A 21,147-nucleotide genomic window follows, 5' to 3' on the forward strand; every position below is an offset into this window, starting at 1 on the left:
TCGTAGTACCCAGCAGCCCCTCCCGTCACGTTGTCCGTGACGGGAGGGGCTGTTTGCTTTTGTCAAACGGATTGTTGCGTTCTGGTGTCCGCATACCGACCGTGACACTCCGGAAGATGAGCTAACCGTCCGTTTCGCACGTGTCTGTCTCCTATCCGTTTGTCCGGATTTCGGGTTTTCGGGATGAGGTGATGTTGTGAAAACGAGACCACTTAAGTGTGGTTTACCGTCTGGGCGTCCCTGAGGATGGCTCCATTGAGCTCGGGTCAATGGGTCACGCGCTGTGGGGAGCGCCGACTCACGAGCACACACGATGGGACCGGATTTCGCTGTCAGGGGTGTCAGCGGCTTACCGGGCCCTTCACGTATCGACAGTGACTCCTGAGGAGGCAATTACCCATGCGCGGAGCAACGAGCGCCAAGTGGGTCGCGGGTGCCGTCATCGTGGCGATGGCTGCCACGGCCTGCAGCACCAGCAAGGACGAGGCCGGCAAGTCCGGTGGAAACATCACCGTGGTGCTCGGCGAGCCGCAGCACGGCCTGGTGGGTCAGAACACCGCGGAGTCCGAGGGCGCCGAGGTTCTCAACGCCCTCTTCTCCGGGCTTGTTGAGTACGACAACAAGACCAACGAGCCGAAGCTCGCGGTCGCCGAGGCCATCGAGACCACGGACTCGAAGGTCTGGACGATCAAGCTGAAGGACGGCTACACGTTCCACAACGGCGAGAAGGTCGACGCCCAGTCGTTCGTCCGCGCCTGGAACTGGGGCGCCAACCAGGACAACGCCGCTGAGGGCCTGCCCTTCTACGACAAGATCGAGGGCTCCGAGGAGCTGGCGCCGGGCAAGGACAAGAAGCCCACCGCCACCGAGCTCAAGGGCCTGAAGGTCGTCGACGAGAAGACCTTCACCGTCACGCTGAAGGCTCCGTTCTCCCAGTTCAAGACGATGCTGGGCTACAACGCCTTCTACCCGCTGCCGAAGGCCTTCGAGGCCGACCCGAAGAAGTTCGGCGAGGCCCCGATCGGCAACGGCGCCTTCCAGATGGACGGCGCCTGGGAGCACAACAAGCAGATCAAGATCAAGCGCTACGACAAGTTCGCCGGTGACAAGGCGAAGCTCGAGGGCGTCACGTTCAAGATCTACGACAACCTGGACACGGCGTACAACGACCTGCGCGCCGACACCATCCAGATCGTCGACAAGCTCCCCGTCTCGGCGATGGCCACCGTCTCCCAGGAGTTCGGCGACCGCTACATCTACAAGCCGGAGTCGGGCGTCGGTTACATCGGCCTCCCGCTGAAGACCAACCCCGAGGCGTTCGGCAAGGTCGAGATCCGCAAGGCCATCTCGATGGCCATCGACCGGGACGCCATCACGAAGACCATCTTCAACGGCACCCGCAAGCCGGCCGATGACTTCATCAGCCCCATCATCCCGGGTTACCGCAAGGGCGCCCTGGGTGAGGTCGGTACCTACAACCCGACCAAGGCCAAGGAGCTCTACACCCAGGCCGGTGGCATCCCCGGCAACAAGCTGGAGCTCGGCTACAACGCCGACGGCGGCCACAAGGAGTGGATCGAGGCCGTCGCCAACCAGCTGAAGGCGAACCTCGGCCTCGAGGTCACCGCCAAGCCGTTCACCAAGTTCGGCGACATGCTGACCGAGCTGGGCGACCAGAAGTACAAGGGCGCCTTCCGCATGGCGTGGTCCATGGACTACCCGGCGGCCGAGAACTACCTCCGTCCGATCTTCTCCAAGATCGCGATCGACAACGGCTCCAACTACGGTGCCTACGTCAACGAGGAGTTCGAGACCCTCATGGACAACGCCGACAAGGCGACCGACCCGGCTGAGGGCCTCAAGCTGTACCAGCAGGCCGATGACATCATCATCAAGGACCTGCCGTACATCCCGGTCTTCACCTACATGTCTTCCTCGGCCTACTCCAAGTCCGTGAAGAACGTTGAGATCGACGCCCAGGGCCGCATGGACCTGGCCAAGGTCGAGCTCAACTAACACCCCTCTTCACCAAGGGGACATCGGGGGCGGGCAGGCGGAATCAGGTTTCCGCCCTGCCTGCCCCTTCCCCCTGCTCTCCGTTGGAGGTCTGATGGGCCGCTACCTCATCCGCCGACTCATACAGGCGATCCCTGTTCTGCTCGGTGCCACTTTCCTGATCTACTTCCTCACCTTCCAGATGCCTGGCGCTGACCCGATTCAGCTCCTCGCCGGTGACAAGAAGGCCGACCCGCTCGTCGCCGCCATGCTGCGCGAGAAGTACCACCTCGACGACCCGTTCCTGCTGCAGTACTGGAACTACATCAGCGGCGTCTTCCAGGGCGACCTCGGTGAAACCCTCACCGGTCGCAAGGTGGCAGACCTGATCGCCGAAGCGTTCCCGTACACGGTGAACCTCGCGATCATGGCCTTCGTCATCGAGGCGATCGTCGGCGTCCTCGCCGGCATCATGGCCGCGCTGCGCCGCGGAAAGTTCCTCGACCAGCTGGTGCTGCTCTCCACCCTGATGGTCATCTCGATCCCCGTCTTCGTCACCGGCTTCGTGCTGCAGCTGACGCTCGGCGTGAAGCTCAACACCGCTTGGGGCATCGACTTCTTCCCCGTCTCCTTCAACGAGGCCGACGGCATGCGGGCGTACCTCCTCCCCGCGTTCGTCCTCGCTTCGACCTCCCTGGCGTACGTGGCCCGACTGACCCGTACCAGCCTGATGGAGACGATGCGCGCCGACTACGTCCGCACCGCGACCGCGAAGGGCCTGCCCCGCCGCACCGTCGTCGGACGCCACGCGCTGCGCAACGCGCTCATCCCGATCGTCACGTTCCTCGGCGCCGACCTCGGCGGCCTCATGGGCGGCGCGGTCATCACGGAGCGCATCTTCAACATCCACGGCCTCGGCGGCACGCTCGCCCAAGCCGTGTACCTCAAGCAGGGTGCCGTCGTCGTCGGCGGTGTGACGCTCCTCGTCCTCATCTACCTCGTTGCCAACCTGCTGGTGGACCTGCTGTACGCCGTGCTCGACCCGAGGATCCGCTATGCGTGACACAACTACGGTGGGGGATGAGTTGACCGACACCCAGACCACCGGAGCCCCGGCCCCGACCGGCCCGGTCACCAAGGCCGACCGCAAGAAGAAGAAGGACCGCGAGGCCAGCCTCTGGTCCGACGCGATGCGGGACCTGCGCCGCAACCCGATCTTCCTCATCGGCAGCGTGCTGGTGCTGGCCATGCTGGTCCTGTCGGCCGTGCCGCAGTGGTTCACCGACGGCAGCCCGTTCGACGCGACCGCCTGCACCCTGCAGAACTCGCTCAAGACCCCGAGCGTGGACCACTGGTTCGGGTTCGACATCCAGGGCTGCGACGTCTACACGCGTACCGTCTGGGCGGCCCGGAACTCGGTGATCGTCGGCGTCGTGACCACCTCGCTGGTGATCATCATCGGCGGCGGCCTCGGTCTGCTCGCCGGTTGGCTCGGCGGCATCGTCGACAGCGCGCTCTCCCGCTTCGCCGAGATCTTCTTCGCGATCCCGCTGCTCCTCGGCGGCATGCTGATCATGTCGGCCCTGCCCGGCAACGCCTGGACGGTCTCCATCGTTCTGGCGACCCTCGGCTGGCCGCAGATCTTCCGCATCATGCGGTCCTCGGTGCTGCAGAACAAGAACAACGACTACGTGATGGCCGCCCGCGCCCTCGGTGCCGGCGCCTGGCGCATCACGATCCGGCACATCCTGCCGAACGCCGTCGCCCCCGTCATCGTGGTCGGCGCGATCAGCCTGGGTGTGTACATCTCCGCCGAGGCGGCCCTGTCGTACCTCGGCATCGGCGTCCAGCCCCCGGAGATCTCCTGGGGCCTCATGGTCAGCGACGCCTCCGTCCGCTGGCTGCAGGCTCCGCACGTGCTCCTCTTCCCGGCCGCCGCGCTGAGCATCACCGTGCTCGCGTTCATCATGGTCGGCGACGCGGTGCGCGACGCCCTCGACCCGAAGCTGCGCTGAGGAAGGGCGTACGTTGACCATCATCGACAAGACCTCGAACGTCCCCGCGCCCCGTTCGGCGCCGGAGGGGACCCCCCTGCTCGAAGTGCGCGACCTGCACGTCGAGTTCCACACCCGCGACGGTGTCGCCAAGGCCGTCAACGGCGTCTCGTACTCCGTGAACGCCGGCGAGACCCTCGCCGTCCTCGGCGAGTCCGGCTCCGGCAAGTCCGTGACGGCGCAGGCCATCATGGGCATCCTGGACATGCCCCCCGGCAAGATCCCGCACGGCGAGATCATGTTCCAGGGCACCGACCTGCTGAAGCTCCCGGCCGAGGAGTACCGCAAGATCCGCGGCTCCAAGATCGCGATGATCTTCCAGGACGCCCTGTCGTCGCTCAACCCGGTGCACACCGTCGGCGCCCAGCTCGGCGAGATGTACCGCGTGCACCGCGGCATGTCGAAGAAGGACGCCACGGCCAAGGCCGTCGAGCTCATGGACCGGGTGAAGATCCCCGCCGCCAAGGCGCGCGTGGGTGACTACCCGCACCAGTTCTCCGGCGGTATGCGCCAGCGCATCATGATCGCCATGGCGATGGCCCTGGAGCCCGACCTGATCATCGCCGACGAGCCCACCACGGCTCTCGACGTGACGGTCCAGGCCCAGGTCATGGACCTGCTCGCGGAACTCCAGCGCGAGATGAACATGGGTCTGATCCTGATCACCCACGACCTCGGCGTCGTCGCCGACGTCGCGGACAAGATCGCCGTCATGTACGGCGGGCGGATCGTCGAGAACGCCCCGGTGCACGAGATCTACAAGAACCCGGCGCACCCGTACACCCGCGGTCTGCTGGACTCGATCCCGCGCCTGGACCAGAAGGGCCAGGAGCTCTACGCGATCAAGGGCCTGCCGCCCAACCTGCTCAACATCCCCTCGGGCTGCGCCTTCAACCCGCGCTGCCCCAAGGCGCAGGACGTCTGCCGCACCGACGTGCCGGTCCTGCACCAGGTGACCGCGCAGGATGGCACCGAGCTGTCCGGCCGCACCAGCGCGTGCCACTTCTGGAAGGAGCAGATCCATGGCTGAGCTCACCAATAACGCCCCCGAGCGCGAGCCGATCCTCCAGGTCCGCAACCTGGTCAAGCACTTCCCGCTGACCCAGGGCATCCTGTTCAAGAAGCAGGTCGGTGCGGTCAAGGCGGTCGACGGGATCTCCTTCGACCTCTACCGCGGTGAGACCCTCGGCATCGTCGGCGAGTCCGGCTGTGGCAAGTCCACCGTCGCCAAGCTCCTGATGAGCCTGGAGACCGCCACCGCCGGTGAGGTCTTCTACAAGGGCCAGGACATCACCAAGCTGTCGGGCAAGGCCCTCAAGGCCGTCCGCCGAAACATCCAGATGGTGTTCCAGGACCCGTACACCTCGCTGAACCCGCGCATGACGGTCGGCGACATCATCGGCGAGCCGTACGAGATCCACCCCGAGGTGGCTCCCAAGGGCGACCGGCGCCGCAAGGTCCAGGAGCTCCTGGACGTCGTGGGTCTGAACCCGGAGTACATCAACCGCTACCCGCACCAGTTCTCCGGCGGTCAGCGCCAGCGCATCGGCATCGCCCGCGGCCTCGCGCTCAACCCGGAGATCATCATCTGCGACGAGCCGGTCTCCGCGCTCGACGTGTCGGTGCAGGCGCAGGTCATCAACCTGATGGAGAAGCTGCAGGACGAGTTCGACCTGTCCTACGTCTTCATCGCGCACGACCTGTCGATCGTCCGGCACATCTCGGACCGCGTGGGCGTCATGTACCTCGGCAAGATGGCCGAGATCGGCACCGACTCCGAGATCTACGACCACCCGACGCACCCCTACACCCAGGCGCTGCTGTCGGCGGTCCCGGTCCCGGACCCCGAGGTCCGCGAGAACCGCGAGCGGATCATCCTCACCGGTGACGTCCCGTCCCCGGCCAACCCGCCGTCGGGCTGCCGCTTCCGCACCCGCTGCTGGAAGGCCCAGGACAAGTGCGCCACCGAGGAGCCGCTGCTGGCGATCCCGGAGCGCTTCAAGGGACTGACCACGCACGCGGCGCACGAGTCGGCGTGCCACTTCGCGGAGGAGAAGGCCGTCCTGGCCGTCTGACCCCGCGCAGCGCACCGCCGTACGGCGTTCAGGGCGCCCGGCACCGGAATCCTCCGGTGCCGGGCGCCCTGCCGTTGCCCCGCGGGGGGCGTCGGCAGGTCCGGGCCAGGCGGTGCGTGCCCTCGGGTGCGGCGCCGTTGCGGGGGCTCCGCCGTTTTCCCCGCGGGGGTCGTCAGCAGGTCCGGGCCAGGCAGTGTGTGCCGTCGGGTGCGGCGCCGTTGCGGGGGCTCCGCCCCCGAGCCCCCGCGCCTCAAACGCCGGCGAGGCTGAAATATGGCCGTCGGGGGTGTGGTGAAAGGGAGTTGCGGGCGCGGCGCGTGGGCCCGGACAGTGAGGGGATGCGCGAAACGTACCCGCTGACCGTCCGGCCCGCAGGGCCCGGGGACGCGTCCGACATCTGCGCCCTGCTCAACGCCGTCGACGTCATCGAGATCGGCAGACCCGAAACCGACCTCGGCACCGTCGAGGCAGACCTCAACCACCCCGACATCGACCTGGCCACCGACTCCTGGCTCGCCTTCCAGGGCGGCCGCCTCGTGGCCTACACACTGGTCTGGGCCGACTCCGGCCCCGGCCGCGTCGACTGCGACCACTACGTACTGCCCGGCCACACCGAGGCCGCCGTCCGTTTGCTGGAGCTCATGGAGAACCGGGCCCGCGCGATGGCCGCCGGCGCCGAGCAGGCCCGGCTGCGGCTCCAGCTCAACGTGAAACCCACCCTCGACCTCGCCCTCCTGACCGTTCGCGGCTATCGCACCGTCCGCCGCTACCAGGCGATGACCCGCCACCTCACCCCGGCCGACGCGGCGGCCCCCGCCGCCCCCGCCGGCCTCACCCTGCGCCACTGCGGCGACGACGAGGCCGACCGCCGTCGGGCCCACGCCCTGGTGGAGGAGACCTTCGCCGACCACTTCGGGCACGTGGAGCGCGCGTACGAGCCCTGGCTCGACCACATCGACGCCCGCGCGCTCGACTGGTCCGTGGTGTGGATCGCGAGCCTGCCCGCGCACGGCGACGTGGGCGTACTCCTCACCCGCGACGACCGCACCAGCATGGCCTGGATCAGCCACATCGGCGTCGCCAAGGCGCTGCGAGGCCGGGGCATCGGCGCGTACCTGCTGCGCCACGGCTTCGCCGTCTACGCGGCCCGCGGCCGGGACACCCTGGGCCTCGGAGTGGACACCCACAACGAGACCGGCGCCCTCGCGCTGTACGAGGCGCACGGCATGGGCCTGCACTACGCGGTCGACACCTGGGAGCTGCCTTTGCACTCGCAGGGGTGACAGGCGGCGGACGCGAGGGTGCAATCGGTCCAACCAGGAGTGCACGCCCCCGCACATAGGGTGACATTGGCCCCAAGCGAGTCTTGGGACCTTAGGAGGCACTCCATGCGCGGAGCCACCCACGCCAAGTGGGCCGCATGTGCGGTGGCCGTCGCCCTCACGGCGACGGCCTGCGGTGGGGACAGCGACAGCGGCGGGGGCGGTGGCGCGGGAATCGTCAGCTCCTCATGGGGTGACCCGCAGAATCCGCTGGAGCCGGCCAACACCAACGAGGTGCAGGGCGGCAAGGTGCTCGACATGCTCTTCCGGGGCCTGAAGCGGTACGACCCGAAGACCGGCGAGGCCAAGAACATGCTCGCCGAGAAGATCGAGACGACCGACAGTCAGAACTTCACGATCACGCTGAAGGACGGCTGGAAGTTCAGCAACGACGAGCCCGTCACCGCCCAGTCCTTCGTGGACGCCTGGAACTACGGCGCGGACGTGCGCAACAAGCAGAACAACTCGCCGTTCTTCTCCGACATCGTCGGCTACGCGGACGTGCACCCGGAGTCCGGCGAGCCCAAGTCGAAGACGATGTCCGGGCTGGTCGTCAAGGACCCCAAGACCTTCACGGTCGCCCTGAAGGACAAGTTCTCCACCTGGCCCGAGACCCTCGGCTACCAGGCCTTCTCCCCGCTGCCCAAGGCCTTCTTCACCGACCACGCCGGCTGGCTGAACAAGCCCGTCGGCAACGGCCCGTACACGGTGGACTCGTACACCAAGGGCACCGGGATGAAGCTGCGCAAGTGGGACGCGTACCCCGGCGAGGACAAGGCGCAGAACAACGGAGTGGACCTCAAGGTCTACACCGACAACAACACCGCCTACACCGACCTGATCTCCGGCAACCTCGACCTCGTCGACGACGTCCCGGCGCAGCAGCTGAAGAACGTCAAGAACGACCTCGGCGACCGGTACATCAACCAGCCGGCCCTCATCATCCAGACCCTCACCTTCCCGCTGTACGACCCCCAGTGGAGCAAGGAGGGCGTGGAGAAGGTCCGCCAGGGCATCTCGCGGGCGATCAACCGCGACGAGATCACCAAGCAGATCTTCCGCGAGACCCGCACCCCCGCCAAGGACTGGACCTCGCCGGCCCTCGGCGAGAAGGGCGGCTTCTCCGCCACAGCCTGCGGTGAGGCCTGCGCCTTCGACCCCGCCGAGGCCAAGAAGCTCATCCAGGAGGGCGGCGGTCTGCCCGGCGGAAAGGTCACGCTGACCTCCAACGTGGACACCGGCTCGCACCGCGACTGGATGGACGCCGTCTGCAACAGCATCAACAACGCGCTGGGCGAGGGCCCGGTCTGCACGGTCAACCCGGTCGGCACCTTCGCCGACTTCAGGAACCAGCAGAGCAGCTTCAAGCTGACCGGCCCGTTCCGCTCCGGCTGGCAGGCCGACTACCCGCTGATCCAGAACTTCCTGGAGCCGCTCTACTACACCGGCGCCTCCTCCAACTACGGGAAGTTCAGCAACCCGGAGTTCGACAAGCTCGTCGACGAGGCGAACCGGGAGAGCGACGCGGCCAAGGCGACCGCCAAGTTCCAGGACGCCGAGAAGATCCTCGCCCAGCAGATGCCGTCGATCCCGCTCTGGTACCAGAACGGCAGCGCGGGCTACTCGGAGCGGCTCTCGGACGTGACGCTCAACCAGTTCAGCGTGCCGGTCTACGACCAGATCAAGGTCAGCTGACCAACCCGTCGGATCGATCCTGGAGCAGTCCATGGGACGTTATGTGATCCGGCGGCTGCTCCAGATGATCCCGGTGTTCATCGGCAGCACGTTCCTGATCTTCTTCATGGTGTACGCGCTCGGCGACCCGGTCGCGGCCCTGTTCGGCGACAAGGCCCCCGACCCGGCCACCGCCGCGCGCATCCGCAAGGACCTCTACCTCGACCAGCCCCTGTGGAAGCAGTACCTGCACTACATGGGCCAGATCTTCCAGGGCGACTTCGGCACGGCCTTCAACGGTCAGAAGGTCACCGAGCTGATGGCCTCGGCCTTCCCGGTCACCCTGCGCCTGACCATCGTCGCGATCGTCATCGAGATCCTTGTCGGCATCACCCTCGGCGTGGTCAGCGGACTGCGCCGGGGCAAGGCCGTCGACACGTCCGTGCTGGTGATGACGCTCGTCGTCATCTCCGTGCCCACCTTCGTGACGGGCTACCTGCTCCAGTTCGTCTTCGGGGTCAAATGGCACTGGGTACGGTCCAGCGTTTCCCCGGACGCCCCCTTCGACGAGCTGATCCTGCCCGGCATCGTGCTCGCGCTGGTCTCCCTCGCGTACGTCACCCGACTCACGCGCACCTCCATCGCCGAGAACGTCAAGGCCGACTACGTCCGCACCGCCGTCGCCAAGGGCCTGCCGCGCCGCCGGGTCATCACCCGCCACCTGCTGCGCAACTCCCTGATCCCGGTGGTCACCTTCATCGGCACCGACATCGGGGCCCTGATGGGCGGGGCCATCGTCACCGAGCGGATCTTCAACATCCACGGTGTCGGCTACCAGCTCTACCAGGGCATCCTGCGCAACAACTCGCCCACGGTGGTCGGCTTCGTGACCATCCTCGTCATCGTCTTCCTGCTGGCGAACCTGCTGGTCGACCTGCTCTACGCGGTCCTGGACCCGAGGATCCGTTATGCCTGAGCCCGACCCCGACCGTCCCGAGCACCCCGAAGAGCACGGCTACGACCCCGTCGGACCCCGCCCCCGCGAGGCCATGTCGCCCACCGGCCAGGGAGGAGCCATGGATCTCGCACTGCAGGAGGCAGAGAGCGTCGAGGGCATCGAGAAGGTCACCGGAAGCGGCCCCGGCGGCCCCGGCCCCCGGGAGCGGGCCCGCTCGCTGTGGTCCGACGCCTGGCACCAGCTGCGCCGCAACCCCGTCTTCATCCTCTCCGCGCTGCTGATCCTCTTCCTCGTCGTCATCGCGATCTGGCCCCAGCTCATCGCGAGCGGCGACCCGCTCCAGTGCGACCTGTCCAAGTCACAGCAGGGTTCCGCGCCCGGCCACCCCTTCGGATACGACACCCAGGGCTGCGACGTGTACACCCGTACCGTCTACGGGGCCCGCGCCTCCATCACCGTGGGCGTCTGCGCCACCCTCGGCGCGGCGCTGCTCGGCTCCCTCCTCGGCGGGCTCGCCGGCTTCTTCGGCGGCTGGGGCGACGCGCTGCTCTCCCGGGTCGCCGACATCTTCTTCGGCATCCCCGTGGTCCTCGGCGGCCTGGTCTTCCTGTCGGTGGTCACCAGCACCACCGTCTGGCCCGTCGTCGGCTTCATCGTGCTGCTCGGCTGGCCGCAGATCGCCCGCATCGCGCGCGGCTCGGTGATCACCGCCAAACAGAACGACTACGTCCAGGCCGCCCGGGCGCTCGGGGCGGGCAACGGCCGGATGCTGCTGCGGCACGTGGCGCCGAACGCCATCGCCCCCGTCATCGTCGTCGCCACGATCGCGCTGGGCACGTACATCGCCCTGGAGGCCACCCTGTCGTTCCTCGGCGTGGGCCTGCGCCCGCCCACCGTCTCCTGGGGCATCGACATCTCCAACGCCGCCACGCAGATCCGCAACGCCCCGCACATGCTGCTCTACCCGGCCGGCGCGCTGAGCCTGACCGTGCTCGCCTTCATCATGCTCGGCGACGCGGTGCGCGACGCCCTCGACCCCAAGCTGCGCTGAGGAGCCCCGCACATGCTGCTCGAAGTCCGCGATCTGCACGTGGAATTCAAGACGCGCGACGGAGTCGCGAAGGCGGTCAACGGTGTCGACTACTCGGTGGACGAGGGCGAGACCCTCGCGGTGCTCGGCGAGTCGGGCTCCGGCAAGTCGGTGACCGCGCAGGCGGTGATGGGCATCCTGGACATGCCGCCGGGCCGCATTTCGAGCGGCGAGATCCTCTTCAAGGGCAAGGACCTCCTGAAGATGAAGGAGGACGAACGGCGCAAGGTCCGCGGCGCCGAGATGGCGATGATCTTCCAGGACGCGCTGTCGTCCCTGAACCCGGTACTGAGCGTGGGCGCCCAGCTCGGCGAGATGTACGAGGTGCACCGCGGGATGTCCCGCAAGGACGCCAAGGCCAAGGCCGTCGAGCTGATGGACCGGGTGAAGATCCCGGCGGCGAAGGAGCGGGTGGGGGACTACCCGCACCAGTTCTCGGGCGGCATGCGCCAGCGCATCATGATCGCCATGGCGTTGGCCCTGGAACCCTCGCTGATCATCGCGGACGAGCCGACGACCGCCCTGGACGTCACCGTCCAGGCACAGGTGATGGACCTGCTGGCCGAGCTCCAGCGCGAGCTGAACATGGGCCTCATCCTGATCACCCACGACCTGGGCGTCGTCGCCGACGTGGCCGACAAGATCGCCGTCATGTACGCGGGCCGGATCGTCGAGGCGGCGCCCGTCCACGCCATCTACAAGGCGCCCGCGCACCCGTACACCCGCGGTCTGCTGGACTCGATCCCGCGCCTGGACCAGAAGGGCCAAGAGCTCTACGCCATCAAGGGCCTGCCGCCGAACCTGCTGGCCATCCCGCCCGGCTGCGCCTTCAACCCGCGCTGCCCGATGGCGCAGGCCGTGTGCCGCACCGACGTCCCGCCGCTGTACGAGGTGACGGAGTCGCCCGAGGAGCGGACCAGCGCCTGCCACTTCTGGAAGGAGTGCCTCCATGGCTGAGTCCCTTCTGGAAGTGAAGGACCTGGTCAAGCACTACCCGCTGACCCAGGGCATCGTCTTCCGCAAGCAGGTCGGCGCGGTCAAGGCGGTGGACGGGGTCTCCTTCGAGCTGCGCGCCGGCGAAACCCTCGGCATCGTCGGCGAGTCCGGCTGCGGCAAGTCCACCGTCGCCAAGATGCTGGTCAACCTGGAACGCCCGACCGCGGGCGCGATCTCGTACAAGGGCGAGGACCTCACCAAGCTGTCGGGCAAGGCCCTCAAGGCCGTCCGCCGCAACATCCAGATGGTCTTCCAGGACCCGTACACCTCGCTGAACCCGCGCATGACGGTCGGCGACATCATCGGCGAGCCGTACGAGATCCACCCCGAGGTGGCCCCGAAGGTCGACCGGCGCCGCAAGGTCCAGGAACTGCTCGACGTGGTCGGGCTCAACCCCGAGTACATCAACCGCTACCCGCACCAGTTCTCCGGCGGACAGCGCCAGCGCATCGGCATCGCCCGCGGCCTCGCCCTCAAGCCCGAGATCATCGTGGCCGACGAGCCGGTCTCCGCGCTCGACGTCTCCGTCCAGGCGCAGGTCATCAACCTGCTGGAGCGGCTCCAGAACGACTTCGACCTGAGCTACGTGTTCATCGCGCACGACCTGTCGATCGTGCGGCACATCTCCGACCGGGTCGGCGTGATGTACCTGGGCCGGATCGTGGAGATCGGCACCGACACCCAGATCTACGACCACCCGACCCACCCGTACACCCAGGCTCTGCTGTCCGCGGTCCCCGTCCCGGACCCGCAGGCCCGCGCCCACCGCGAGCGGATCATCCTCAGCGGCGACGTCCCGTCCCCGGCCAACCCGCCGTCGGGCTGCCCCTTCCGCACGCGCTGCTGGAAGGCCCAGCCCCGCTGCACGACGGAGGTGCCGCTGCTCGCGATTCCGGGGGTCTTCCCCTCGGGCCCGGCCGCCCACCCCTCGGCCTGCCACTTCGCGGCGGAGAAGCAGGTGGTCCCGCCGTCGCCCCCGGAGGACACGGATTAGGGCCCCCGGGGGCGTATGACCCGGCGCGGGGCGGTCGTTCGGGGCGCACGGCCGAGCGGATCCGGCCGTGTGCGCCCCGCCGTGCCACGGTCGCCGAGCGGGCGATGATTTCCGGCCACCCCCGGCGGCCCCTGGCCGGCCGACGGGGTGGGGGAGCTCACGGGGGCAACTCGGTTAACATGTAGGCAACTTGACCGTTTCTGCCCCGAGATCTGGGGCATGCAGCCTGTGTGACGTGCGGCCGTGCGGGTGCCGACAGCCGGTCGGAGAGACGTAGGAGCTCTCCGGCCGGCCTTCTGTGTGACCCAGCCCATGCGCGGCGTGCGCCCCTCGTGCTGCCGGAATTCGATCGATGCGCTGGTACGGATAGTTATGATCCGTAGCGCACGGTGGGTATGACTCCTGCCGAGCACGAATGCGCGTACCGATGTCCGCTCGACGTGGAGGTGAACCGCCGTGGCACTCTCGATCTCGGCCGTGGTGCTGCTGGCGATCGTCGTCTTCCTGCTGGTCCGCAGGTCGGGCCTGAAGGCGGGACACGCGGTGGTCTGCGTACTGCTCGGCTTCTACCTGGCGAGTTCGACCATCGCCCCGACCCTCAGCCAGCTCACGTCCAACGTGGCGAGCATGATCAGTGGCCTCAAGTTCTGAGGTCGAGCTCGTAGGCTGGGCCCATGAACGGTCTTCCCGCCCGTCGGCTGCTCCTGGTGCACGCGCACCCGGACGACGAGTCGATCAACAACGGCGTCACCATGGCCAAGTACGCGGCCGAGGGCGCCCACGTCACCCTGGTGACCTGCACCCTCGGCGAGGAGGGTGAGGTCATCCCGCCCGGCCTCGCCCACCTGGCGGCCGACCGCGACGACGCCCTGGGTGCCCACCGCGTCGGCGAGCTCGCCGACGCCATGGCGGAACTCGGCGTCACCGACCACCGGTTCCTCGGCGGCCCCGGCCGCTTCCGGGACTCCGGGATGATGGGCGCCCCGCAGAACGACCGCCCCGGGGCCTTCTGGTCCGCCGACGTGGACGAGGCCGCCGCCTACCTCGTCGAGGTCATCCGTGAGGTGCGCCCGCAGGTGCTCGTCACCTACGACCCGAACGGCGGCTACGGGCACCCCGACCACATCCAGGCCCACCGGGTCGCCACGCGCGCCGCCGAACTGGCCGCGGAGGGCGCCTACCGGCGCGACCTCGGCGAACCGCACGAGATCGCGAAGGTCTACTGGAACCGCGTCCCGCTCTCCGCGGTCGAAGAGGGTTTCGCCGAACTGCGCGCGACCGGAGCCGAGTCGCCGTTCCCGGGGATCGCCGAGCCGCAGGACGTACCCGGGGTGGTCCCCGACGAGCGGATCACCGCCGAGATCGAGGCCCCGCAGGAGTACGCGGCGGCGAAGGCGGCCGCGATGCGCGCCCACGCCACCCAGATCGCCGTGGACGGGCCCTTCTTCGCCCTCTCCAACGACCTCGCGCAGCCGCTGTTCACCCGCGAGTACTACGAACTCGTCGCGGGCGAGCCGGGAGCCGCGGCGGGCGAGCGCGAGCACGACCTCTTCGCGGGGGTCGGCGCGTGACCGCGACGCTGACCCCCGGGCGGATCGCCGGCTGCCTCGGCCTGCTGGTCCTGGGCGCGCTGACCGGCCTGGCCGGCTGGCTCGTGGTGGACCTGTGGTTCCCCGGCGGGTTGCTGCTCGGGCTGCTCGGCGCCTTCGGACTGTTCCTCGGCGGCCGCATCGCCCTCGGCGTCGGGCTCGGGGTGGGCGGAGCCGCGTTCGGCTGGTTCCTCTCGTACGTGATGCTCGGTGTCCCGCGCCCCGAGGGCGACTTCCTGCTGAGTTCGTCCGGAATCGGTATGTACGCATACCTTTTGGGTGGAACGGTGCTTGCTGTGATGTGCGCCACGATGCACGGCCCGCCGCAGGGGCCGGTTTCGGTCGGACGACCCGCCAAGTGACGTGGGGCCGGACTCCGTAGCGGGTCCGGGCGGAGCGGCGCGCAGGGGCTCGCGGGCCGCTTCAAGGGGGTTCGGTGAGGGTTTTGAGGAACCCCTGAATCCTGGGGGTCGGTTGCGTCCGGGCGGCGGCCAGTATGGTGGACGGGCCGCCGAGCTGCCCGCGCACGGTATGACGGGCGGCGGAGCCAACCGGGAGAACCTGCCTTGAGTCGTGAAACCGACAGTTCGTCCTCCGGGCCCAAGGGGTCCGGTGGAGCCGCCTACCCCTCGGGTACGCCGCCGTATGGAACCGGCCAGTCCCCGGAGGAGAACTCTGTGACCTCGAACCAGTCAACGCCCGATTCCGACGGTCCCAAGACCGAGACCACGCTGACGACCCGGATCCGGATCAACATCCCGGGCTCGCGGCCGATCCCGCCCGTGGTCGTGCGCCAGGCGATGGGCACCAACTCCGGTTCGGACGCCGGGCCGGAGGCCGCGCAGCAGACGCCCGAGTCGGCACCGCGCCGGACCCCGGGGGCCCCGCAGGCCCCGAGGGCCGTCGAAGCGGGCCCCGGGTCGCGGCCGAAGCCCCAGCCGACCCGGATCGAAGCCGAGCGGGAGCCGGCCGCCGAAGCCGCGGAGACGGCCGGCAATTGGTTCGCCCCCCGCAAGGCGCCCGCAGCCCCGGCCCCCGCGCCCGCCCCGCAGGCGGCGCCGAGGCCCGCGCTGCCGGCCCGGCCCGCCGGGGCCTCGGCCCCCGGCGCCAGGTCGCTGCCCGCGCCCGTCCCGCCGGCTCCGGGCATGCCGGGCGCGGGCATGCAGGGCGCCGGCTTCGCGCATCCGGGCTCGGCTCCCGCCGCCCCCGGCCCGCACCTCGGCAACGGCTTCGCCCCGGGCGGCCCGGTACCTGGCATGCAGGCACCCGGCGCCGGCATGCAGGCACCCGGCGGCCCGATGCCCGGCGCCCCGATGCCCGGCGCCCCGATGCCCGGAGGCCCGATGCCCGGCGCCCCGATGCCTGGCGGCTCGATGCCCGGCGGCCCGATGCCCGGCGGCCCCCGGCCCGGTGCTCCGCTTCCCGGCGTCCCGATGCCCGCGGGTTCCGCCCCCGCCGGCCCCACCGCGGGACCCGGCTTCGGCAGCGGCCCCGCGGGTGGCCCCGGCTTCGGCGGGGGCCCCGTCGGCGGCCCCGGCCTCGGCAGCGGCCCCCTCGGTGGCCCCGGCGTCGGCAGCAGCCCCGACGAGACGCCCAGTTGGCCCGGCCCCGGCCTGGACACCCCGCCCCCGGTCCCCGTACCGGACGCCGCGGGCGCCCTCCGCCCCGCGCCCGCCCAGGTGAAGCCCAGGCCCGCACAGGCGAAGCCCGCCCCCGCCAAGAAGAAGCGCCGCTCCAAGGTGGTTCCGTTCGGCGGCGCGATCATCGCCCTGTTCGGCGTGGCCTACGGCGCGGGCCTGCTCCTGAACCACTCCGACGTCCCCAAGGGCACCACCGTCCTCGGCGTCGACATCAGCGGCAGCCGCGACGAGGCCGTGGCCAAGCTCCAGACCGCCTTCGGCACCCGCGCCGCCGCGCCGCTCCAGGTCAGCGTCGGCGGCAAGCAGGTCGAGCTGAAGCCCGAGAAGGCCGGCCTGAGCCTCGACAGCCAGACCACCGTCCGCAACGCGACCGGCAGCGACTACAACCCCGTCACCGTCATCGGCTCGCTCTTCGGCAACGAACGCGTCGCCGAGCCCGTGATGCCGGTCGACGAGGAGAAGCTCCAGGTCGCCCTCCAGGAGCTCGCCGGAACCTCCGGCACCGCCACCGAGGCGACGATCACGTTCGACACCGGCAAGGCCGTGGCCGTCCCCGGCAAGCCCGGTACCGCCCTCGACGTCGACGCCTCGATCGCCATCGTCGGCAAGGCCTTCCGCGACATGGTCGCGAGCGGCAAGTCGACCGTGCCCGAGCTGCCGGTCACCACCAAGGCGCCGACCATCGACCAGGCCGAGATCGACCGGGCGATGAAGGAGTTCGCGGAGCCCGCGATGTCCGCCAACGCCATCGTGAAGATCGGCAACAAGCCCATCGCCTTCGGCGCCAAGTCCCTGCCCAAGATCCTCAGCATGCAGCCCGTGGACGGCCACCTCGTCGAGAAGTTCGACCTCGACGCGCTCAAGGCCACGTACGGGAACACGTGGGACGGGATCCTGATCACCCGGGGCACCGGCGAGAAGACCCCGGTCACCCCGCAGGACGTGGCCGGCGCCCTCACCAAGGCCCTGCGCGGCAAGACCACGGCCGAGCGCACCGTGGTCGTCGACACCAACCCCAACTAGTGCTGTGACCGTGCCCCCGTCCGGACCCCGGGCGGGGGCACCGTCACGTCCGCGGCATGACATCCGTCATCCGCCCCTCACGACGGGCGACACTGCCGCGCGGCACCCCGCACCGGCCAAGCTCGACGTATGACGACGACGACCGCGGCACGCACCGCGCAGCCCGCCACCAAGCCCGTGGTGAGCTTCGAGAACGTGACCAAGAGCTACGGCACGGTCCGGGCGGTCGACGGCCTCTCCCTCACGCTCCACCCGGGCGAGACCGTCGCGCTCCTCGGCCCCAACGGCGCCGGCAAGTCCACCACCCTCGACCTCCTCCTCGGCCTGCGACCGGCCGACTCCGGCTCCGTCCGGCTCTTCGACGGCACCCCGCGCGAGGCCGTGGCCGCCGGCCGGGTCGGCGCGATGCTCCAGAGCGGCGGCCTGATGGAGGAGGTGACCGTACGGGAGATCGTGGCGCTCGGCTGCGCCCTGCACCCCCGGCCGCACCCCGTCGACCAGGTCCTCTCCCGGGCCGGCATCGACAAGATCGCCGACCGCAAGGTCGACAAACTCTCCGGCGGCCAGGAGCAGCGCGTGCGCTTCGCGCTCGCCACGGTCGGCGACAGCGACCTCATCGTGCTCGACGAGCCGACCACCGGCATGGACGTCACGTCCCGCCAGGCCTTCTGGGCCACCATGCGGGAACAGGCCGACCGGGGCCGCACCGTCCTGTTCGCCACGCACTACCTGGAAGAGGCCGACGCGATCGCCGACCGGGTGATCGTCCTCTCCAAGGGCCGGGTGCTCGCCGACGGCACCGCCGCCGAGATCAAGGCGAAGGCCGGAGCCCGGAGGATCTCCTTCGACCTGACCGGCCCCGTCGACACCGCACCCCTGCGAGCGCTGCCCTTCCTGACGGCCTTCGAGCGGCACGGCGACACCGTACGGATCCAGTCGCGCGACGCCGACGCGACCGTCCACGCCCTGTACGCGCTGGGGCTCTACCCCCGCAATCTGGAGGTCGCGGGCCTCGGCCTGGAGCAGGCCTTCATCGCCCTCACCGAGGCCGAGGAGGCCACCCGATGCTGAACACTTCAACGAGCTCCCTCGTCAAGCTGGAGATCGTCCGCGCCCTGCGCAACAAGAAGTACCTGTTCTTCACGATCCTCTATCCGGCCGCCCTGTTCCTGATGCTCGGCGGCACCCTCGACGGCACCACCAAGGTCATGGGCACCGAACTGACCATGCCCGCCTTCTACATGGTCGCCATGGCTTCCTTCGGCGCCCTGACAGCCGTCCTGATGGGCAACAGCGAACGCATCGCCAAGGAACGCGAGAAGGGCTGGGTCCGGCAGCTGCGGCTGACCCCCCTCCCCGGCCGCGGCTACGTACTCGCCAAGACCGCCGGCGCCGGCGTGCTCTCCCTCCCGGCCATCCTGGTCGTCTTCGCGGTGGCCGCCGCCGTGAAGGACGTACGGTTCGACGCCTGGCAGTGGCTCGCCCTCACCGGGGCGATCTGGGCCGGCAGCCTGGTCTTCGCGGCGCTCGGCGTCGCCCTCGGGTACCTCGTGAGCGGGGACAGCGTCCGCCCCGTCACCATGCTGATCTACTTCGGCCTGTCGATCCTCGGCGGGCTGTGGATGCCCACGGCGAACTTCCCGCAGTGGCTCCAGAACATCGCCGAGTGGCTCCCCACCCACGCCTACGCCGGCCTCGGCCAGGCCATCGAGCTCGGTGGCGCGCCCCAGGCCAAGGACGTGGCGATCCTCGCGGTGTACTTCGTACTGTTCACCGGTGCGGCCGCCTGGCTGTACCGCAAGGACTCCCTGAAGGCGTGAACCCGTGGCTCTGACCAAGGAAGACGAGGACGCCCCCGGGGCACGGATCGGCATCGGCCTGGGGCCGTTGACCCTCCGTCAGCAGCTGGTGAAGGCCCTCTGGATCGGCATCTGGCTCTTCTACCTGAGCGCGCCCGTCACCGACCTCGTGAACGGGGGCCACAGCCCCGGGGTGCGGTTGCTCGGCGGCCTGGGCCTCGCGGCCTTCGTCGCCTGGTACCTGGTGCTGGTCTTCCGCACCGTCCGGCAGATGGCGGTGCCGCGGGTCCTGGCCTCCCTGGCGGTGCTCGCCGCGCAGGCGATGGTCCTGTCGCTGACCCTGGGCCGCGAATGGCTCGTGCTCTTCGTCTACGTGGCCATCTCCTCGGGCGCCGCCCTCCCCGCGAAGGTCGCCCGCTGGACGGTCCCGGGCGCGACCGCACTGCTGACGGCCACGGCCTACGCGGTACCCGGCGGGACCGCCTACCTGGCGGGCCTGCTGATCCCGTCCCTGATGGGCGGCTTCGCGATGATCGGCGTGGGCGCGATGCTCCGTACCACCATCGAACTGCGCGAGGCGCGGGCCACGGTGGCGCAGCTCGCCGCCAACGAGGAACGCCTGCGGATGGCCCGCGACCTGCACGACCTGCTGGGTCACTCGCTGTCCCTGATCACGCTCAAGAGCGAGCTGGCCGGGCGGATGCTGCCCGACCGGCCCGAGGCGGCCGCCCAGCAGGTCGCGGACATCGAGCGGGTCAGCCGGCAGGCGCTGGTCGACGTACGGGAGGCCGTCAGCGGCTACCGCAGGCCCACCCTGCCCGGCGAACTCGCGGGCGCGCGGACCGCGCTGGCCGCGGCCGGGGTGGTGGCGGGGCTCCCGACGGGGGAGACGGCGGACCTGCCCGAGGAACTGACCGAGGAACAGGAGTCGGCCCTGGCCTGGTCGCTGCGCGAGGCGGTGACGAACGTGGTCCGGCACAGCGGCGCGAAGCGGTGTGCGGTCACCCTGCAGACGACGCAGACCCTGGAGGGGCCGGTGGTGGAACTGGCGGTCACCGACGACGGCTCGGGCGGCCCCGGCGGGCCCGGCGCTCCCGGGAACGGCCTCACGGGCCTGACGGAACGCCTGGAGGCGGTCGGCGGCACCCTGTCGGCGGGCCCGGCCGGAAAATCCGGCTTCCGCCTGATCGCCCGCGTCCCCCTAGGATCGCGGTCATGAGCCCACGCCCCATCCGCATCCTCCTGGCGGAGGACCAGTCGATGGTCCGCGAGGCCCTCGCCGCGCTGCTCGGCCTGGAGCCGGACATCGAGGTACTCGCCCAGGTCGCCCGGGGCGACGAGGTGGTGGAGGCGGCCCGCGTGCACGACGTGAACGTGGCGCTGCTGGACATCGAGATGCCGGGCATGACGGGCATCGAGGCGGCCGCGGCCCTCCGCTCGGCCTTCCCGGCCATCCGGATCGTCATCCTGACCACCTTCGGCCGGCCCGGCTACCTGCGGGGCGCGATGGAGGCGGGCGCCTCGGCGTTCCTCGTCAAGGACGCCCCGGCCGCGCAGCTGGCGGACGCGGTACGGAGGGCCCTGGCGGGGGAGCGCGTCATCGACCCCACGCTGGCCGCGGCGGCCCTCGCGGAGGGCGCGAACCCCCTCACGGACCGGGAACGCGAGGTCCTGCGGGCGGCGGAATCGGGCGCGACGAACGCGGAACTGGCGGCCCGTCTCCATCTCTCCCCGGGCACGGTCCGCAACTACCTCTCGACGGCCATCCAAAAACTGGCGGCCCGCAACCGAGCCGAAGCGGTACGCGCAGCCCGCGAAAAGGGCTGGCTCTAGCCGCACGGTGCGGCGCCGCTGCCGGGGGCTCCGCCCCCGGACCCCCGCGCCTCAAACGCCGGCGGGGCTGGAATTGCCCGCCAGACCCGCGCGAATACCCAGCCC

General features: G+C 69.8%; 19 protein-coding genes. All 19 read left to right on the forward strand.

Going from position 1 to position 21,147, the window contains the following annotated elements:
* Positions 1–399: 399 nt before the first annotated feature.
* The 19 genes from ACFV9H_RS25860 (at position 400) to ACFV9H_RS25950 (ending at position 21,042) form a co-directional block, all read left to right on the forward strand.
* Positions 400–2,016, forward strand: coding sequence for an ABC transporter substrate-binding protein (locus tag ACFV9H_RS25860; RefSeq protein ID WP_385402394.1), 1,617 nt, complete (start codon positions 400–402; stop codon positions 2,014–2,016).
* A 94-nt stretch (positions 2,017–2,110) separates the two neighbouring features.
* Positions 2,111–3,058, forward strand: a complete 948-nt coding sequence (locus ACFV9H_RS25865) for an ABC transporter permease (RefSeq protein WP_385402396.1) — start codon at positions 2,111–2,113, stop codon at positions 3,056–3,058.
* Positions 3,051–4,010, forward strand: a complete 960-nt coding sequence (locus tag ACFV9H_RS25870) for an ABC transporter permease (RefSeq protein WP_385402398.1) — start codon at positions 3,051–3,053, stop codon at positions 4,008–4,010. The genes ACFV9H_RS25865 and ACFV9H_RS25870 overlap by 8 nt, the downstream gene beginning before the upstream one ends.
* A gap of 13 nt (positions 4,011–4,023) precedes the next feature.
* Positions 4,024–5,079: an ABC transporter ATP-binding protein gene (locus ACFV9H_RS25875; RefSeq protein WP_385402401.1), complete on the forward strand. Its 1,056-nt coding sequence runs from the start codon at positions 4,024–4,026 to the stop codon at positions 5,077–5,079.
* Entirely contained in the window at positions 5,072–6,124 is a 1,053-nt protein-coding gene (locus ACFV9H_RS25880; protein ID WP_385402404.1) for an ABC transporter ATP-binding protein, read from the forward strand. Before ACFV9H_RS25875 ends, ACFV9H_RS25880 begins: the two co-directional genes overlap by 8 nt.
* Before the next feature lie 338 nt (positions 6,125–6,462).
* Positions 6,463–7,407, forward strand: a complete 945-nt coding sequence (locus ACFV9H_RS25885; protein ID WP_385402406.1) for a GNAT family N-acetyltransferase — start codon at positions 6,463–6,465, stop codon at positions 7,405–7,407.
* A gap of 105 nt (positions 7,408–7,512) precedes the next feature.
* Positions 7,513–9,141, forward strand: coding sequence for an ABC transporter substrate-binding protein (locus ACFV9H_RS25890; RefSeq protein ID WP_385402409.1), 1,629 nt, complete (start codon positions 7,513–7,515; stop codon positions 9,139–9,141).
* 31 nt (positions 9,142–9,172) lie between these two features.
* Entirely contained in the window at positions 9,173–10,096 is a 924-nt protein-coding gene (locus tag ACFV9H_RS25895; protein ID WP_385402412.1) for an ABC transporter permease, read from the forward strand.
* Entirely contained in the window at positions 10,089–11,129 is a 1,041-nt protein-coding gene (locus tag ACFV9H_RS25900) for an ABC transporter permease (RefSeq protein ID WP_385402414.1), read from the forward strand. Before ACFV9H_RS25895 ends, ACFV9H_RS25900 begins: the two co-directional genes overlap by 8 nt.
* Before the next feature lie 12 nt (positions 11,130–11,141).
* Entirely contained in the window at positions 11,142–12,125 is a 984-nt protein-coding gene (locus tag ACFV9H_RS25905; protein ID WP_385402417.1) for an ABC transporter ATP-binding protein, read from the forward strand.
* Positions 12,118–13,158, forward strand: a complete 1,041-nt coding sequence (locus tag ACFV9H_RS25910) for an ABC transporter ATP-binding protein (protein WP_385402420.1) — start codon at positions 12,118–12,120, stop codon at positions 13,156–13,158. Before ACFV9H_RS25905 ends, ACFV9H_RS25910 begins: the two co-directional genes overlap by 8 nt.
* A gap of 456 nt (positions 13,159–13,614) precedes the next feature.
* Complete coding sequence (locus ACFV9H_RS25915) at positions 13,615–13,809, forward strand: hypothetical protein (protein ID WP_053677094.1); 195 nt, start codon at positions 13,615–13,617, stop codon at positions 13,807–13,809.
* Positions 13,810–13,832: 23 nt separating this feature from the next.
* Entirely contained in the window at positions 13,833–14,729 is an 897-nt protein-coding gene (gene mshB / locus ACFV9H_RS25920; RefSeq protein ID WP_385402423.1) for an N-acetyl-1-D-myo-inositol-2-amino-2-deoxy-alpha-D-glucopyranoside deacetylase, read from the forward strand.
* Positions 14,726–15,109, forward strand: coding sequence for a DUF6113 family protein (locus tag ACFV9H_RS25925; RefSeq protein WP_385402426.1), 384 nt, complete (start codon positions 14,726–14,728; stop codon positions 15,107–15,109). The genes mshB and ACFV9H_RS25925 overlap by 4 nt, the downstream gene beginning before the upstream one ends.
* Positions 15,110–15,424: 315 nt before the next feature.
* The gene (locus ACFV9H_RS25930; RefSeq protein WP_385402429.1) at positions 15,425–17,410 is read left to right on the forward strand and encodes a peptidoglycan binding domain-containing protein; all 1,986 of its coding nucleotides are present in this window, start codon (positions 15,425–15,427) and stop codon (positions 17,408–17,410) included.
* 129 nt (positions 17,411–17,539) lie between these two features.
* Positions 17,540–18,481 (forward strand): ABC transporter ATP-binding protein, encoded by a 942-nt coding sequence (locus ACFV9H_RS25935; RefSeq protein ID WP_385402432.1) that lies wholly within the window; start codon positions 17,540–17,542, stop codon positions 18,479–18,481.
* Positions 18,475–19,230, forward strand: a complete 756-nt coding sequence (locus ACFV9H_RS25940) for an ABC transporter permease (protein WP_385402435.1) — start codon at positions 18,475–18,477, stop codon at positions 19,228–19,230. Before ACFV9H_RS25935 ends, ACFV9H_RS25940 begins: the two co-directional genes overlap by 7 nt.
* A 4-nt stretch (positions 19,231–19,234) precedes the next feature.
* Positions 19,235–20,428 carry a sensor histidine kinase gene (locus tag ACFV9H_RS25945; RefSeq protein WP_385402437.1) on the forward strand — a complete coding sequence of 398 codons (1,194 nt, stop codon included), beginning with the start codon at positions 19,235–19,237 and terminating at the stop codon, positions 20,426–20,428.
* Entirely contained in the window at positions 20,425–21,042 is a 618-nt protein-coding gene (locus tag ACFV9H_RS25950; RefSeq protein WP_385402439.1) for a response regulator, read from the forward strand. Before ACFV9H_RS25945 ends, ACFV9H_RS25950 begins: the two co-directional genes overlap by 4 nt.
* Positions 21,043–21,147: the final 105 nt, after the last annotated feature.

It is taken from the genome of Streptomyces sp. NPDC059874, from assembly GCF_042731135.1.
Taxonomy (GTDB): Bacteria; Actinomycetota; Actinomycetes; order Streptomycetales; family Streptomycetaceae; genus Streptomyces.